At 72.0% G+C, this 15,847-nt stretch carries 16 protein-coding genes; 10 read left to right on the forward strand and 6 right to left on the reverse strand.

Annotated features, from left to right (window positions below; translation table 11 throughout):
- Both AC069T_RS30535 and AC069T_RS30540 read left to right on the forward strand, forming a co-directional pair.
- A partial coding sequence (locus AC069T_RS30535) for a winged helix-turn-helix domain-containing protein (RefSeq protein ID WP_478785821.1) occupies positions 1-375 on the forward strand: 375 nt, incomplete at its 5' end.
- 170 nt (positions 376-545) lie between these two features.
- On the forward strand, positions 546-1,820 hold the full coding sequence (locus AC069T_RS30540; RefSeq protein ID WP_478785822.1) for an ATP-binding protein: 1,275 nt from the start codon (positions 546-548) through the stop codon (positions 1,818-1,820).
- 29 nt (positions 1,821-1,849) lie between these two features.
- Here the strand turns inward: AC069T_RS30540 and AC069T_RS30545 are convergent, their stop codons facing one another.
- A complete protein-coding gene (locus AC069T_RS30545; RefSeq protein ID WP_476755177.1) occupies positions 1,850-2,389 on the reverse strand; it encodes a GtrA family protein in 540 nt (179 codons plus the stop codon).
- A gap of 186 nt (positions 2,390-2,575) precedes the next feature.
- On the opposite strand from AC069T_RS30545, the gene AC069T_RS30550 reads away from it, so the two are divergent.
- From AC069T_RS30550 to AC069T_RS30565, 4 genes are all read left to right on the forward strand, one after another.
- Positions 2,576-3,715 (forward strand): 5-(carboxyamino)imidazole ribonucleotide synthase, encoded by a 1,140-nt coding sequence (locus AC069T_RS30550; protein ID WP_478785823.1) that lies wholly within the window; start codon positions 2,576-2,578, stop codon positions 3,713-3,715.
- Entirely contained in the window at positions 3,712-4,251 is a 540-nt protein-coding gene (gene purE / locus AC069T_RS30555; protein WP_476755179.1) for a 5-(carboxyamino)imidazole ribonucleotide mutase, read from the forward strand. The genes AC069T_RS30550 and purE overlap by 4 nt, the downstream gene beginning before the upstream one ends.
- Positions 4,252-4,256: 5 nt before the next feature.
- Positions 4,257-5,435, forward strand: coding sequence for a dipeptidase (locus AC069T_RS30560; protein ID WP_478785824.1), 1,179 nt, complete (start codon positions 4,257-4,259; stop codon positions 5,433-5,435).
- Positions 5,436-5,676: 241 nt separating this feature from the next.
- Positions 5,677-6,804, forward strand: coding sequence for a dipeptidase (locus tag AC069T_RS30565; protein WP_478785825.1), 1,128 nt, complete (start codon positions 5,677-5,679; stop codon positions 6,802-6,804).
- Positions 6,805-6,825: 21 nt separating this feature from the next.
- Here the strand turns inward: AC069T_RS30565 and AC069T_RS30570 are convergent, their stop codons facing one another.
- Positions 6,826-7,221 (reverse strand): VOC family protein, encoded by a 396-nt coding sequence (locus AC069T_RS30570; protein WP_478785826.1) that lies wholly within the window; start codon positions 7,219-7,221, stop codon positions 6,826-6,828.
- 14 nt (positions 7,222-7,235) lie between these two features.
- The gene (locus AC069T_RS30575) at positions 7,236-7,595 is read right to left on the reverse strand and encodes a VOC family protein (protein ID WP_478785827.1); all 360 of its coding nucleotides are present in this window, start codon (positions 7,593-7,595) and stop codon (positions 7,236-7,238) included.
- Between the two features lie 98 nt (positions 7,596-7,693).
- Between AC069T_RS30575 and AC069T_RS30580 the strand changes: the two genes are divergently transcribed.
- Entirely contained in the window at positions 7,694-8,194 is a 501-nt protein-coding gene (locus AC069T_RS30580) for a CGNR zinc finger domain-containing protein (protein WP_478785828.1), read from the forward strand.
- Positions 8,195-8,306: 112 nt separating this feature from the next.
- Here AC069T_RS30580 and AC069T_RS30585 read toward each other — a convergent pair whose 3' ends face one another.
- Entirely contained in the window at positions 8,307-9,650 is a 1,344-nt protein-coding gene (locus AC069T_RS30585) for a UDP-glucose dehydrogenase family protein (protein WP_478785829.1), read from the reverse strand.
- A 185-nt stretch (positions 9,651-9,835) separates the two neighbouring features.
- On the opposite strand from AC069T_RS30585, the gene AC069T_RS30590 reads away from it, so the two are divergent.
- Positions 9,836-10,993: an acyl-CoA dehydrogenase gene (locus AC069T_RS30590; RefSeq protein ID WP_358854413.1), complete on the forward strand. Its 1,158-nt coding sequence runs from the start codon at positions 9,836-9,838 to the stop codon at positions 10,991-10,993.
- 68 nt (positions 10,994-11,061) lie between these two features.
- Here AC069T_RS30590 and AC069T_RS30595 read toward each other — a convergent pair whose 3' ends face one another.
- Positions 11,062-12,342, reverse strand: coding sequence for an LCP family protein (locus AC069T_RS30595; protein WP_478785830.1), 1,281 nt, complete (start codon positions 12,340-12,342; stop codon positions 11,062-11,064).
- A gap of 108 nt (positions 12,343-12,450) precedes the next feature.
- Between AC069T_RS30595 and AC069T_RS30600 the strand changes: the two genes are divergently transcribed.
- Complete coding sequence (locus AC069T_RS30600; protein ID WP_478785831.1) at positions 12,451-13,011, forward strand: acyl-CoA thioesterase; 561 nt, start codon at positions 12,451-12,453, stop codon at positions 13,009-13,011.
- Positions 13,012-13,122: 111 nt separating this feature from the next.
- Here the strand turns inward: AC069T_RS30600 and AC069T_RS30605 are convergent, their stop codons facing one another.
- On the reverse strand, positions 13,123-14,595 hold the full coding sequence (locus AC069T_RS30605; RefSeq protein WP_478785832.1) for an LCP family protein: 1,473 nt from the start codon (positions 14,593-14,595) through the stop codon (positions 13,123-13,125).
- Positions 14,596-14,720: 125 nt separating this feature from the next.
- Between AC069T_RS30605 and AC069T_RS30610 the strand changes: the two genes are divergently transcribed.
- A complete protein-coding gene (locus tag AC069T_RS30610; protein WP_478785833.1) occupies positions 14,721-15,749 on the forward strand; it encodes a glycosyltransferase family 2 protein in 1,029 nt (342 codons plus the stop codon).
- Positions 15,750-15,847 lie beyond the last annotated feature (98 nt).

A 15,847-nucleotide genomic window follows, 5' to 3' on the forward strand; every position in this document is an offset into this window, starting at 1 on the left:
AGTCTGTTCCGGCTGGCCGAATTGCTCGCCCGGTTCCGGGCCCTTCTGCGGCGCGGCTCCGCGGACCCGCAGCAGCCGCCCGCCACCCACGGCGTGCGGATCGACGTCGAGTCGCACCGCGCCTGGATGGGCGACGAGGAACTGCAGCTCACCGCCAAGGAGTTCGACCTGCTGCGGGTCCTCGTCCGGGACGCGGGCCGGGTCGTCACCCGTGACCAGCTGATGCGCGAGGTCTGGGACACCACCTGGTGGTCCTCCACCAAGACCCTCGACATGCACATCTCCTGGCTGCGCAAGAAGCTGGGGGACGACGCGGCGAATCCCCGCTACATCGCGACGGTCCGGGGCGTGGGCTTCCGCTTCGAGAAGAGCTGACACCTCCCCTCGTCCCGGCGACGGGACCCAGCCCGTCCGGGCGACGGACCCAGCCCGTCCGGGCAGCGGACCAAGCCCCCTCCGTGCGGCGGACCAAGCCCCCTCCGTGCGGCGGACCCAGCCCCTCCGGACTGAGGAACCCAGCCCCCGCTCCTTCCAGGTGACAGGTCATGCGCCGACGACTCATCCAGTCCACGCTCGCCGTCGTGCTCGTGGTGATCGCCGTCTTCGGCGTGTCCCTCGTCCTCGTCGAGACCCGGACGATCAGCAACAGCGCCCAGGAACGCGTCGACTCCGAGGCCCTGCGGCTCGCCAGCATCGTGGACAGCCGGATCCTCGGGGACGAGCGGATCAGCGGCACCATCCTCAGGGACCAGGTCGCCGAGGGCCGCTACGCCGTGATCCGCGTCCCCGGGCGGTCGCCGATCGAGATCGGCACCGCGCCCACCGGCGACGTCATCCGCTCCAGGGCGACCGGCGAGCAGGGCGAGACGGTCACGGTCGAGGAACCGCGCTCCTCGGTGACCCGCGAGGTCGGCCGGACGCTCCTGATCATCGCGGCGGTCGCGCTGCTCGCCGTGATCGCCGCCGTCCTGCTCGCCGTACGGCAGGCCAACCGGCTCGCCTCCCCGCTCACCGACCTCGCGGAGACCGCGGAACGGCTCGGTTCCGGCGACCCCCGCCCCCGCCACAAGCGCTACGGCGTCCCGGAGCTGGACCGGGTCGCCGACGTGCTGGACTCCTCCGCCGAGCGGATCGCCCGCATGCTCACCGCCGAGCGCAGACTGGCCGCCGACGCCTCCCACCAGCTCCGCACCCCCCTGACGGCACTGTCCATGCGGCTGGAGGAGATCACCCTCACCGACGACCCGGACACCGTGAAGGAAGAGGCGACGATCGCGCTGACCCAGGTCGAGCGGCTCACGGACGTCGTGGAACGGCTGCTCACCAACTCCCGCGACCCGCGCACCGGCTCCGCGGTCTCCTTCGACCTCGACGAGGTCATCCTCCAGCAGCTCGCCGAGTGGCGGCCCGCCTACCGCAGCGCGGGCCGCGCCATCGTCAGCTCCGGGAAACGGCACCTGCGGGCGGTGGGCACCCCGGGCGCGGTCGCGCAGGTCCTCGCCGCCCTCATCGAGAACTCCCTCATGCACGGCGGCGGCACCGTCGCCCTGCGGACCCGCGTCACCGGCAACCAGGCCGTCGTCGAGATCACGGACGAGGGGCCGGGTGTCCCCGCGGACCTCGGCGCCCGCATCTTCGAGCGCACGATCAGCGGCCGCAACTCCACGGGCATCGGCCTGGCGGTCGCCCGCGACCTGGCGGAGGCCGACGGCGGCCGGCTGGAGATGCTCCAGGCCAACCCCCCGGTCTTCGGCCTCTTCCTGTCGCGTACGCCGCTGAGGCGTCCCGCGGACGGCGAGGAGGAGCCCACCGTCCGGTGACGGACGGCGGCCCGCGGCACAGGCCTGATTTAAGGCACGCGCTGGGTGGGCCGCCCGGCCTGTTCCGGCCGGGGGCCGAGGAACGGCTCCGCGTCCGCCACGGTCCCGCTGTCCGGCAGTGAGCGGAACACCATCGTGCGGTACGACCAGAAGCGGAACATCGTCGCGATGCCGATGCCGAGGACCTTGAAGACGTTGCGCTGCACCGGGCTGTCCCAGCCGAAGCCGTAGATCGCCGCGTAGAGCACGCCGTTCTCGATGACCAGGCCCACCATGCTGAAGGCCAGGAAGAGCGACAGCTCCTTCGTGCGGGCGCTCTTGTCGCGGTCGCGGTACGTGAAGTAGCGGAACCCCACGTAGTTGCAGCCGATGGCGACGACCGTGGCGATCACGTTCGCCCGCACGGCCTGCAGGTCCGTGGTGTGCCACAGCAGGTTGGACACGGCGAAGTTGACCACGGTGCCCAGGGCGCCCACGGCCCCGAACTTCGCGACCTCGCGGAGGAGCCGGTCGAACCGCTCGCGCACCGCACTGCGGGGCGCGCGCACGTCCGTGGAACCACTGCCCATCGTGTCGCCATCCCCCGTCGGTCGGATGCGTAGGTCGGTTGCGTCAACCAAGCCATGCTAACCAGCGGCCCCCCGCGACGCCCGCGTACGGGCGGACACGCGTGTGAAGACGGGCGCCGGGGCCCGCCGGAGCGGGGCCGGGGGGACGGAATCCGGCCGCCGCCGCGTGGCCGATACTCTTGGAGGGTGACGTTCCCGGTAGTCGGCATGGTCGGCGGGGGGCAGCTCGCTCGTATGACACACGAGGCGGGCATCCCGCTCGGCATCAGGTTCAAGCTCCTCAGTGACACCCCGCAGGATTCAGCGGCGCAGGTGGTCGGTGATGTCGTCGTAGGCGACTATCGCGACCTGGACACGCTGCGTGACTTCGCGCGGGGCTGCGACGTGATCACCTTCGATCACGAACATGTACCCACCGAGCATCTGCGGGCCCTGGAGGCGGACGGCATCCCCGTCCGGCCGGGCCCCGACGCGCTAGTGCACGCCCAGGACAAGGGCGTGATGCGCGCGAAGCTCGACGAGATCGGTGTGCCGTGCCCCCGGCACCGGATCGTGCGCGACGTCGACGACGTCGCCGCGTTCGCGGCCGAGGGCGACGGATTCCCCGTGATCCTCAAGACCGTCCGCGGCGGTTACGACGGCAAGGGGGTCTGGTTCGTCCGCTCCGCGGAGGAGGCCGCCGCCCCCTTCCAGGCCGGCGTGCCGGTCCTCGCCGAGGAGAAGGTCGACTTCGTCCGCGAGCTCGCCGCCAACGTGGTCCGCTCGCCGCACGGACAGGCGGTCGCCTACCCCGTCGTCGAGTCCCAGCAGGTCGACGGCGTCTGCGACACGGTGATCGCGCCCGCGCCCGGCATCCCGGAGTCGCTGGCGCTCGAGGCCGAGGAACTGGCCCTGCGAATCGCCCAGCAGCTCGGCGTGGTCGGACACCTCGCCGTGGAGCTCTTCGAGACCCGCGACGGCCGCATCCTCGTCAACGAACTGGCGATGCGCCCGCACAACTCGGGCCACTGGACACAGGACGGCGCGATCACCTCCCAGTTCGCCAACCACGTCCGCGCGGTCCTCGACCTGCCCCTCGGCGACCCGCGCCCCCGCGCCCCGTGGACCGTCATGGTGAACGTCCTCGGCGGCGACTACCCCGACATGTACTCCGCGTATCTGCACTGCATGGCCCGCGACCCCAAGCTCAAGATCCACATGTACGGCAAGGACGTGAAGCCCGGACGCAAGGTCGGCCACGTCAACACCTACGGCGACGACCTGGACGACGTCCTCGATCGCGCCCGGCACGCAGCCGGATATCTGAGAGGCACGATCACCGAATGAGCACGTCCGCGCAGTCGCCCGTCGTCGGCATCGTCATGGGGTCCGACTCCGACTGGCCCGTCATGGAGGCCGCCGCCCAGGCCCTCGACGAGTTCGAGATCCCCTACGAGGTGGACGTCGTCTCCGCGCACCGGATGCCGCGCGAGATGATCGCGTACGGGGAGCACGCCGCCGAGCGCGGCCTCAAGGCGATCATCGCGGGCGCGGGCGGCGCCGCCCACCTGCCCGGCATGCTCGCCTCGGTCACCCCGCTGCCCGTCATCGGCGTGCCCGTGCCGCTCAAGTACCTCGACGGCATGGACTCGCTGCTGTCCATCGTGCAGATGCCGGCCGGCGTGCCCGTCGCTACCGTCTCCGTGGGCGGCGCGCGCAACGCCGGCCTGCTGGCCGCCCGCATGCTCGCCGCGCACGACGAGGAACTCCTCGTCCGGATGCGGGAGTTCCAGCAGGAGCTGAACGACCAGGCCACCGAGAAGGGCAAGCGGCTGCGCACCAAGGTCGAGGGCGCGGGCAGCGGCTTCGGTTTCGGGAAGTGACGCCGATGTCCGCCCCGGACCTCGCGCGCGAACTGCTCGCCGACTTCCCCGTGGTCGACGGGCACAACGACCTCCCCTGGGCACTGCGCGAACAGGTCCGCTACGACCTCGGCGCCCGTGACCTCGCCGCCGACCAGAGCGCCCACCTGCACACCGACCTCGCGCGGCTGCGCTCGGGCGGCGTCGGCGCGCAGTACTGGTCGGTGTACGTGCGCTCGGACCTGCCGGGCGCGCTGACGGCGACGCTCGAACAGATCGACTGCGTACGGCAGTTGATCGCCCGTCACCCGCGGGACCTGCGCGCCGCGCTGACCGCCGCGGACATGGAGGCGGCACGCGCGGAGGGCCGTATCGCCTCGCTGATGGGCGCCGAGGGCGGGCACTCGATCGACAACTCCCTCGCCGCGCTGCGGGGGTTGTACGCGCTGGGCGTCCGCTACATGACGCTCACGCACAACGACAACATCGCGTGGGCGGACTCGGCGACGGACGAGCCGGCCGTGGGCGGCCTGTCGGCCTTCGGCCGCGAGGTCGTCCGGGAGATGAACCGCGAGGGCATGCTCGTGGACCTCTCGCACGTGGCGGCCACGACGATGCGGGACGCGCTCGACACCAGCGCCGCGCCCGTGATCTTCTCCCACTCCTCCGCGCGGGCGGTGTGCGACCACCCGCGCAACATCCCGGACGACGTCCTGGAGCGGCTGCCCGCCAACGGGGGAGTGGCGATGGTGACGTTCGTGCCCAAGTTCGTCCTCCAGGCGGCCGTCGACTGGACGGCCGCGGCGGACGACAACATGCGCGCGCACGGCTTCCACCACCTCGACACCACCGCCGAGGCGATGAAGGTCCACCGCGCCTTCGAGGAGAAGGCCCCGCGGCCCGTCGCGACCGTCGCCACCGTCGCCGACCACCTGGACCACATGCGCGAGGTCGCAGGAGTCGACCACCTCGGCATCGGCGGCGACTACGACGGCACGGCGTTCACCCCACAGGGCCTCGACGACGTCTCCGGTTACCCGAACCTCGTCGCGGAACTGCTGGACCGCGGCTGGTCCCGCGCCGACCTCGCCAAGCTGACCTGGCAGAACGCGGTACGCGTGCTGGGTGCGGCCGAGGACGTGGCCCGCGACCTCCAGGCGAGCCGCGGGCCGTCGAACGCCACCCTGGAGCAGCTGGACGGCTGAGCGCCGGGACGGACGGGGCACGGCGGGGGGACGTGCCCCGCCGTGCCCCGCTGGCGTACCCCGCGGTACCCCGCCTGCCGTACCCCGCGGTACCCCGCCTGCCGTACCCCGCGGTACCCCGCCTGCCGTACCCCACCCGCCGTGCCCCGTCGTACCCCCGAACGCCCCGTCCACCAGGAAGCCCACCGGCCCCCGTGCGACGGTGACCGTACTGCGATCACGCTGACGTACGGAGCCGGCCATGGCAGACCTCCAGGACGACCTGCACTTCACCGCCGAGGTGGGCGGACTCGACCGGACCGCCGCACGCCCCGGGACCGGAACCGGACCGGAGCTCCGCACGGAGGAGGCGGCCGCCTCCTCCGAAACGCTGGAACGCGCCCACGCACTGCTCACCGAACACCCCGTCGCCGACGGCTACACCGGCCTGCCCTGGGCGCTGCGCCACCTGCACTGGTACGACCTGGAGCTGGGGGAGAGCGCCCTCGACACCGACGTGCCGCGGCTGCGCGCGGGACACGTGGGCGCGCTGTTCTGGTCACTGCACCTGCCGGAGGGGCTCGCCGGTGACCGGGCCGTCGGGGCGACCCTGGACCAGCTGGACCTGGTGAAGACGGTCGTCCAGGGCCACCCGGAGGGCCTGCGGCTCGCGTACAGCGCAGGCCAGATCACCGACGCCCGCCTCTGCGGCCGCATCGCCGTGCTGCTCGGCCCCGCCGGAGCCCCCGCCATCGGCGACTCCCTGGGCATTCTGCGTGCGCTGCGCGCGCTGGGGGTGCGCTTCCTCACGCTCTCCGGCACGTCCTGGGCCGGCGAGACGGGCCTGACCCGGTTCGGTGAGGAGGTGGTCCGCGAGATGAACCGGCTCGGCGTGCTCCCGGACCTCTCCGGCGCCTCCGACGCCACCGTCCGCCGCACCCTCGCCGTCTCCAAGGCCCCGCTGGTCTTCGTCCGGTCCGCGGCCCGCGCGCTGCGCCCCCACCCGGCGAACCTGCCCGACGACGTGCTCGCCGAGCTGGGCGCCGCCCACGGGCTGTGCCTGGTGCCGCTGACGGCCGAGCAGACGGGCCCCTCCGTCGGGGACGTCGCCGACCACCTCGACCACGTGCGCGCGGTCGCGGGCCCCGGGTGCGTCGGCCTCTCCGGGACCTACGACTCGGGAGCCGCGCACCCGCGGGACCTCGCCGACACCTCGTGCTACCCGCGGCTGATCGCGGAACTGCTGGACCGGGGCTGGCCCGAGTCCGACGTGGCCCTGCTCACCTGGGGCAATGTCCAGCGCGTGCTGCGCAACGCGGACTTCACGGCCCGCGCCGCACAGGCGCGGCGCGAGCCGTCCACCGTGAAGATCTCCGACCTGGACAGCTGAGCGCCGCCCGCGCGGAGCCGGTCACGTGGGGCCGAGCCGGCAGAGGCAGAACGGATGCCCCGCCGGATCGGCGTACACCCGAAAGTCGCGCTCGCCCCCGTCGTCGTCCACGTCGAGGGGACGGGCGCCCAGCGCGAGGACCCTCTCCCCGGCCGTCTCTAGCGCCTCCTGCGTGCTGCCCGCGTCGAAGTCCAGGTGCAGCTGCTGCGAGTTGCCGTCCGCCCGCGGCCAGTCCGGCGGCGTGTGGCCCGGCGCCCGCTGGAAGGCGATCCGATGACCGCCGGGAGCCTCCAGCGTGGCCCAGCTCTCGTCCTCCTGACTGATCTCGCCGCCCAGGACACCGGCGTAGAACTCGGCGAGGGCGCGTGGTTCGGGGCAGTCGAGCACGACGGATCGCATGCGTGCGGCGGGTGCCATGACATCCTCCTCGGTCAGCCGGCGCACAGGCAGAACGGGTGCCCGGCGGGGTCGGCGTACACGCGGAAGCCGCGCGAGCGGTCCTCGGTGTCCAGCGGCTTCGCGCCGAGCGCCAGCACGCCCTGCTCGGCCGCGTCCAGGTCGCCGACGGTCAGGTCCAGGTGGAACTGCTGCGAGTCCTCGGCGGCGGGCCACTTCGGCGGTATGTACCCGGGAGCGGCCTGGAACGCCAGCGACGGTCCGCCGGGCACCAACAGGTCGACCCAGTCGCCCTCGCCCTCGACCGTGCCGCCGAGCACCTCGGCGTAGAACCCGGCGAGGGCACGGGGGTCGGGACAGTCCAGGACGACGGCACCGAGTTCGGCGAGAGCCATGCTTCCTCCTACGTCACCTGCGGAATCTGGTTACCAGTAGATGCGGGTAACCAGTAACGACCACTGCATGCTCCCGCACGGGAGGTAACGTCGCAACCATGAATGACCGCGCGCCCGCACCCGGCGCCCTGGCCCTGGTCCAGGCGCTGGTGAACACGCTGGACATCGAGTCGGGCGCCGACCTGCTGGACACGGCCGAGGGACGGACGCCGTTCGGGCTCGCGGCGCCGGACGTGCCGGCGGCCCGCGAACTGCGCGAGTCGCTGCGCGCGGTGTGCCTGGCCCACGCCGGCCATCCGCCGCACCGCGACGTGACCCCGCTCGGCCGGCTGCTGGCCCGGGCGCCCCTGGTGGTGAGCGTGGACGGCCACGACGGCGCCGCGACGCTCACCGCCGCCGAACCGGCGCCGCTCGTCTCCCGGGTGGCGGCGGCGATCGCCCAGGCGCTCGTCGACGGCACCTGGCCGCGTCTGAAGGCCTGCGAGGCCCCGGCCTGCCACTGGGCGTACTACGACCGCAGCCCGGCCTGCCGGGGCCGCTGGTGCACGATGTCGGTCTGCGGCGCCCGCGCGAAGATGCGCCGCTACCGCGCGAAGTAGCGGCTTGTGGCCACCCCGGGCTGCGCGGCGGTGGAGAATACGGAAGGACGCCGGTCCGGCCGACTGAGCCTCGGCCGGACCGGCGTCCTTCGTGAGAGGTCCGGGTGCGTGTCTACGCGGTGGGGCGGCCCATCGCCCGGTACGTCCAGCCCGCCCGGCGCCACAGCTCCGGGTCGAGGGCGTTGCGGCCGTCGAGGACCACGCGGGCGGTGACCGCCTCGCCCAGTACCGCCGGGTCCAGCTCGCGGAACTCCCGCCACTCGGTCAGGTGCAGGACGACGTCGGCGCCGCGCACCGCCTCGACCGCGGAGTCGGCGTAACCGAGCGTCGGGAAGAGCCGGCGGGCGTTGGCCATGCCCTTCGGGTCGTAGACGGTGACCTGTCCGCCCTGGAGGTGGATCTGCCCGGCGACGTTCAGCGCGGGCGAGTCCCGTACGTCGTCGGAGTCGGGCTTGAACGTCGCGCCGAGCACGCCGACCCGCTTGCCGAGGAAGGACCCCCCGCCGAGCGCCTCCCGCGCCAGCTCCACCATCTGGCCGCGCTGGCGCATGTTGATGGAGTCGATCTCGCGCAGGAAGGTCAGTGCCTGGTCGGCCCCCAGCTCACCGGCGCGGGCCATGAAGGCGCGGATGTCCTTCGGCAGACAGCCGCCGCCGAAGCCGATCCCGGCCCGCAGGAACTTCTTCCCGATCCGGTCGTCGTGCCCGATGGCCTCGGCCAGCTTGGCGACATCGCCGTCGGCGGCCTCGCAGACCTCGGCCATGGCATTGATGAAGGAGATCTTGGTGGCGAGGAAGGAGTTCGCCGAGGTCTTCACCAGCTCGGCGGTCGGGAAGTCGGTCACCACGAACGGCGAACCCTCGGCCACGGGCGTCGTGTAGACCTCGCGCAGCAGCTTCTCGGCGCGCTCGCTGCGGACGCCGACCACGATGCGGTCCGGGTGCAGGGTGTCCTGCACGGCGAAGCCCTCACGCAGGAACTCGGGGTTCCAGGCCAGCTCGGCGTCCTCGCCGGCCGGGGCCAGCTCCGCCAGCCGGGCCGCCAGCCGGTCCGCGGAGCCCACCGGCACGGTCGACTTGCCGACGACCAGCGCGGGGCCGTGCAGATGCGGAGCCAGCGACTCGAAGGCCGCGTCGACGTACGACATGTCGCAGGCGTACTCGCCGTGCTTCTGCGGGGTGTTCACGCAGACGAAGTGCACGTCGCCGAACGCGGCGACCTCCGCCCAGTCCATCGTGAAGCGCAGCCGCCCGCTCGACCCCTCGATGCCCGCGACGTGCCGGTGCAGCAGTTCCTCGAGACCGGGCTCGTACATCGGGACCTCGCCCCGCTGGAGCATCTGGATCTTCTCGGGCACCACGTCGAGACCCAGGACCTCGTAGCCGAGTTCGGCCATGGCCGCGGCGTGCGTGGCGCCGAGATAGCCGGTGCCGATCACGGTGATCTTGAGGGCCATGCGGTGCTCCCGTGCTTCCAGGCGGACTTCGTTCGGCAGTGCGGGCCCGAGCATAGTCGGGGCGTGACGCGGCCCCTCAACGGGCAACTTCCCCCTGTCGCCAACCTCACGTATCACTCGCGCGGGCAGACCCCTAAAATTCGGGTTACTTAACGGTAATTAGCATCCTTGGAGCGTGAGAGACCTTGGCCGGATCGGCTGATTTCGACCTGTACCGCCCGTCCGAGGAGCACGACATGCTCCGGGACGCGATCCGTGCGCTGGCCGAGGCGAAGATCGCGCCGTACGCCGCCGCGGTCGACGAGGAAGCCCGATTCCCCCAGGAGGCCCTCGACGCGCTGACCGCCAACGACCTCCACGCGGTGCACGTGCCCGAGGAGTACGGCGGCGCGGGCGCGGACGCGCTCGCCACGGTCATCGTGATCGAGGAGGTGGCGCGGGTGTGCGCCAGCTCCTCGCTGATCCCGGCGGTGAACAAGCTGGGCTCGCTCCCGGTCATCCTCTCCGGCTCCGAGGACCTGAAGAAGCGGTACATGACCCCGCTCGCCAAGGGCGACGGCATGTTCTCGTACTGCCTCTCCGAGCCGGACGCCGGTTCGGACGCCGCGGGCATGAAGACCAAGGCCGTCCGCGACGGCGACCACTACGTCCTCAACGGCGTGAAGCGCTGGATCACCAACGCGGGCGTCTCCGAGTACTACACGGTCATGGCGGTGACCGACCCCGCCAAGCGCTCGAAGGGCATCAGCGCCTTCGTCGTCGAGAAGTCCGACGAGGGCGTCTCCTTCGGCGCCCCGGAGCGGAAGCTCGGCATCAAGGGCTCCCCGACCCGCGAGGTCTACCTCGACAACGTGCGCATCCCCGCGGACCGCATGATCGGCGAGGAGGGCACCGGCTTCGCCACCGCGATGAAGACCCTGGACCACACCCGCATCACCATCGCCGCGCAGGCCCTCGGCATCGCCCAGGGCGCCCTCGACTACGCCAAGGGCTACGTCCAGGAGCGCAAGCAGTTCGGCAAGCCGATCGCCGACTTCCAGGGCATCCAGTTCATGCTCGCCGACATGGCCATGAAGATCGAGGCCGCCCGCCAGCTCACGTACGCGGCCGCCGCCAAGTCCGAGCGCGGTGACAAGGACCTGACCTTCCAGGGCGCCGCCGCCAAGTGCTTCGCCTCCGACGTCGCCATGGAGGTCACCACGGACGCCGTCCAGCTCCTCGGCGGCTACGGCTACACCCGCGACTACCCGGTCGAGCGCATGATGCGCGACGCGAAGATCACGCAGATCTACGAGGGCACGAACCAGGTCCAGCGCATCGTGATGGCGCGCAACCTGCCGTAACCCCGCCCGCACGCGAAGGGCCCCGCCGGTCGTACCGGCGGGGCCCTTCGCGTGCGGTGGGGCGGGGCTCACCTGCCCGAGACCGTCACCTTCTCGTCGTTCTTCAGCTCGTTCACCAGGGTCTTGACCTTGGCCTTGTCCCAGACGAGGTTGCCGCCCGTGGAACCCGAGATCGGCATGTTCATGGACGTGCCGTCCCCGCCGCTGACGCTCTTCATGGCCCAGAACATGTCGCCGAGGTCGAACAGGCCCATGTCCTTGTCGACGATCAGGGTGTCCAGGCCCGAGCTCATCGTCGGGTAGAGCTTGAAAGGGTTCAGGATCGTGCTCGGGGTGGCGACCTGGTTGGCCAGCGCCGAGAGGAACTTCTGCTGGTTCTTCGTACGGTCCAGGTCGCTGCCGGCGAGCGCGTACCGGGTGCGGACGAAGGCCAGTGCCTGCTGGCCGTCGAGCGTCTGCTTGCCCGCCTCGAAGTCGGCGCCGGACTTGGTGTCCTTCATGCCGCCCTTGGGGATCTCGATCTCCACGCCGCCGACCGAGTCGACGATGCCCGCGAAGCCCGCGAAGCCGATCTCCACGTAGTGGTCGATGTGCAGGCCGGTGTTGAACTCCACCGTGCGCACGAGCAGTTCCGGCCCGTCCTCGGCGTAGGCCGCGTTCAGCTTCACGTGCCGGCCCGTGCCCTTGTACGTCTTGCCGGACTCGGATCCCGTGAAGGTCGGGATCTCGACGTCGGAGTCGCGGGGCAGCGAGACCAGCGTGGAGCCGCCGCCACCGGTGTGAAGGATCATCATCGAGTCCGTGCGCTTGCCCTCCGCGGACCCGGTGTGCAGCTTCTTCTTCTCCTCGCTGGACATCCCCGCGCGGCTGTCGGAGCCGACGATCAGGTAGTTCGTGCCCTCGCCCGCCTCCGGCCGGTCGATCACCTTGGAGAGGTCGACCTCACGGTTGAGCTTGGAGTCGGCCCAGAAGTACGTGCCGACGGACACCACGACCAGCAGCGTGACCAGCGTCAGCGCGGTCCACTTGATCCGCCGCCGCCAGTCCGGCGCGGAGCGCGGACCCCGGCTCCCGCCGCCACCCGGGCCGCCGCCGCCCGGCGCCCCGTAGACATGGCCCGTGTTGTAGCCGCTGTCGTAGTCAGGCCCGTCGTCGTGCCCCTGTCCGTCGACGTACGTGGGCTGCTGCGGCACCCCGCCGTACGGCGGCGCGGACCGGCCGGGGCCGGGCGTCGCCGGACGCCGGACCTGGCGCATCACGCGCGCGCTCTCGGGCTGGGCGCTCGCGCTGCCGCCGCCGTACCGGTTGCTGCGGTTGTCGTCGGACCGCCCGTCGGGCCAATCGTTCATGCCGACCAGTGTGCAGTGCCGGACCAGGTGCCTTACAAGGTTCGAAGGAAAATAGGACCAGGGCTGTTGCCAAGCTGACACAAATCGGACCGGCTTAAGGTGGAGGCCATGACAGACCAGGTCCTCGCTCCGGAATCCGACGCTCCGGACGGCATCCCGGGAAAGCCGACATCGGCGTCCCGGACGACGCTCAGCCACATCATGACCCACGCCGACACCAACCTGCTGGGCACGGTGCACGGCGGGGTGATCATGAAACTGGTCGACGACGCCGCCGGCGCGGTGGCCGGACGGCACTCCGGCGGGCCCGCCGTCACCGCCTCCATGGACGAGATGGCCTTCCTGGAGCCGGTCCGGGTGGGCGACCTCGTCCATGTGAAGGCCCAGGTGAACTGGACCGGCCGGACCTCCATGGAGGTCGGCGTGCGCGTCCTGGCCGAGCGCTGGAACGAGTCCACCCCGGCCACCCAGGTCGGCTCGGCCTACCTCGTCTTCGCCGCCGTCGACGCCGACGGCAAGCCGCGCCGCGTGCCGCCCGTGCTGCCGGAGACCGAGCGCGACGAGCGCCGCTGTCAGGAGGCGCAGATCCGCCGCACGCACCGGCTCGCCCGGCGCCGCGCGATCATGGAACTGCGGGAGAAGCGCGCGGCCGAGGGCCTGGACGACTGAGCCGCCGGCTGCTCCGGGTCGGGGCGCCGCGCCCCGTGGTTCCCGGCGCCGCCCGCTACGGGCGCACCGCGGGTCGGAGCACAGCGCCCGGTGGCTCCCCGGCGCGGACCGCTACGGGCACACCACCTGATCGCCGGTCACCACGCCGAACTCCCCCTGGTAGGGGTCCGCGGCCTTCACCCGCCGTACGCCCCGGTAGTCCGCCCCCGTGATCACCTTCAGCGTCGGACCCTGGTCCCGCACCGCCCGCAGCTCGGAGCCGGGCAGGGCGGCCGCCAGGGACCTCGCCGAGCGGTCCCAGCGCGGGTCGTAGGCGACGACGGTGCGCTTCAGGGTCCGGTCAGCCGCGTTCGAGGGCAGCCGGGTGGTGAGGAACCCGGTGCCGGCGAGGGCGCTGTCGACGCGTCTGCCGAGCCCCTCCTTCGGCGTCGCGTTCTCCACCTGGACCCGGATCTGCTGCGGCGCCACATCGACCCGCAGGGCCTTGTGCCCGGCCTTGTGCAGGGCCAGGGGCTCGTCGTCGCGGAGCGAGCGGAAGAGCTTCGCCGCCTTGGCCCCGTCCCACTTCAGGGTCGAGCCGATGCCCTTGACGGGGTACGCCATCTGGGCGATCGGCACGGTGGTGAACTCGGAGGAGGACGGCGAGAAGTTCCGCATCGCCCGCCCCAGGTCCAGCAGTTCGTCCGTGCCGAACGCCTTGTCCGCGCGCACCGAGCCGAGCACGGCGTGCGTGACGTCACGGAACCTCATCGGGTTCAGCAGCACCCCGGACGACGTGGCCTTCTCGATCAGCGCGGCCAAAAAGCGCTGCTGGCGCTGCATCCGGCCGAGGTCGGAGGCGCTGTCGACGTGCCGGGAACGCACGTACTGCAGTGCCTGCCCGCCCCGCAGCGTGTGCGAGCCGCCCGGCAGGTCGAGCCCGGTGTACGCGTCCTTCAGGGGCTGCGCGGTGCAGATCTCCACGCCGCCGAGCACGTCCACCGTCTTCATGAAGCTGGTGAAGTCGACCTCCAGATAGTGGTCGATCTTGACGTGGGTCATGTTCTCGACGGTGCGCACGGTCAGCTGCGGGCCGCCCTCCGCGTAGGCCGCGTTGAGTTTGACCGGGTGGGGTTCGTGCCGCCTGCCGGTGATCTGGTCGGTGTGCGCGGGCGTCTCGGCGTACGAGTCGCGCGGCAGGCTGACGATGCTGGCCCGCTCCCGGTCCTCCGAGATGTGCACGATCATGACCGTGTCCGTGCAGTGGCAGGGGGCGCCGCCCAGGTGGTACTCGGTCTTCTCCTCGGGGGTGATCCGGTCCCGGCCGTCGGTGCCGACGAGCAGCACGTTCATGCCGTTGCCGCCCTCGGGGCGGTTCTTCATGTCCTTGAAGGGGTCGACCCGGGCGATGTCCGCGTCGAGGTTGGTGACCACCGCGTGCCCGATGCCGGCCGAGGCCAGGACGACCACGGAGAGCGTGGTCACCGTCCGCATGGCCCAGCGGGGCTTCTCGCGCGGTACGGCGGGCCGCTGGGAACGCGGCGGCTCCGGTGGGCGGGGCTTCGGTGCTGCGGGCGAGCGGGGCGGCGTGGGCGGCGTGGGCAAGGGGGGCCTCCGCGAGGGCCGGGCGTGGGAATCCGTGAGCACCGTAGGCCCATACGATCTGCGGCCCGGGTCCGCGCCCCCGCGGCGCGCACCGGTGTCCCCCATTCGCGGTAACGTGACGTCCGATGAGCGAGAAGTCTGACGTGCCGCCCCCCGCCGTTTCTGTGATCATGCCCGTCCTCGACGAGGAGCGGCATCTGCGCGGGGCCGTCCAAGCGATCCTGGCGCAGGAGTACGACGGCGAGATGGAGGTGGTGATCGCCCTCGGTCCGTCCTCGGACCGCACGGACGAGATCGCCGCCGAGCTCGTACGCGAAGACCCGCGCGTCCACACGGTGCCGAACCCCACCGGCCGCACCCCCGCCGCGCTGAACGCCGCGATCAAGGCGTCCCGGCATCCCGTCGTGGTGCGGGTCGACGGACACGGCATCCTGTCGCCGAACTACATCGCGACCGCCGTCCGCCTGCTGGCGGAGACGGGCGCGCAGAACGTCGGCGGGATCATGCACGCCGAGGGCGAGAACGACTGGGAGCACGCGGTCGCCGCGGCCATGACGTCGAAGATCGGCGTCGGCAACGCGGCGTTCCACACCGGAGGTGAGGCCGGCTCCGCAGAGACGGTCTACCTCGGTGTCCTCCGGCGCGAGGCCCTGGAGCAGCAGGGCGGCTACAACGAGGAGTTCATACGGGCCCAGGACTGGGAGCTGAACTTCCGGATCCGGGAGGCGGGCGGCCTCATCTGGTTCTCGCCCGAGCTCAGGGTGTCGTACCGCCCGCGCCCCTCCGTGCGGGCCCTCGCCAAGCAGTACAAGGACTACGGGCGCTGGCGCCATGTCGTCGCCCGCTACCACGAGGGCTCCATCAACCTGCGCTACCTGGCGCCGCCGACAGCGGTGTGCGCGATCGCCGCGGGCGTGGTGGTCGGCCTCGCGGTGACGCCCTGGGGCCTGCTGGTTCCCGGTGGCTACCTCGCGGCGATCGCGCTCGGTTCGGTGCCGGCGGGCAAGGGGCTGCCGCCGAAGGCCCGGCTGCAGATCCCGGTCGCCCTCGCGACGATGCACATGTCCTGGGGCTGGGGCTTCCTCACCAGCCCGAAGGCGCTGGCGAAGAAGGTCATCGCCTCGCGCCGTCCGGCGGTGCTGAGCCCGAACTGACCCTGTCCGTCCGTGACCGGGCCCAGGGGGGGGGGGGGGGGGGGGGGGGGGGGGGGGGGGGGGGGGTGGGGGGGGGGGGGGGGGGGGGGGGGGGTGCG

This window comes from Streptomyces sp. NPDC043867, from assembly GCF_056435845.1.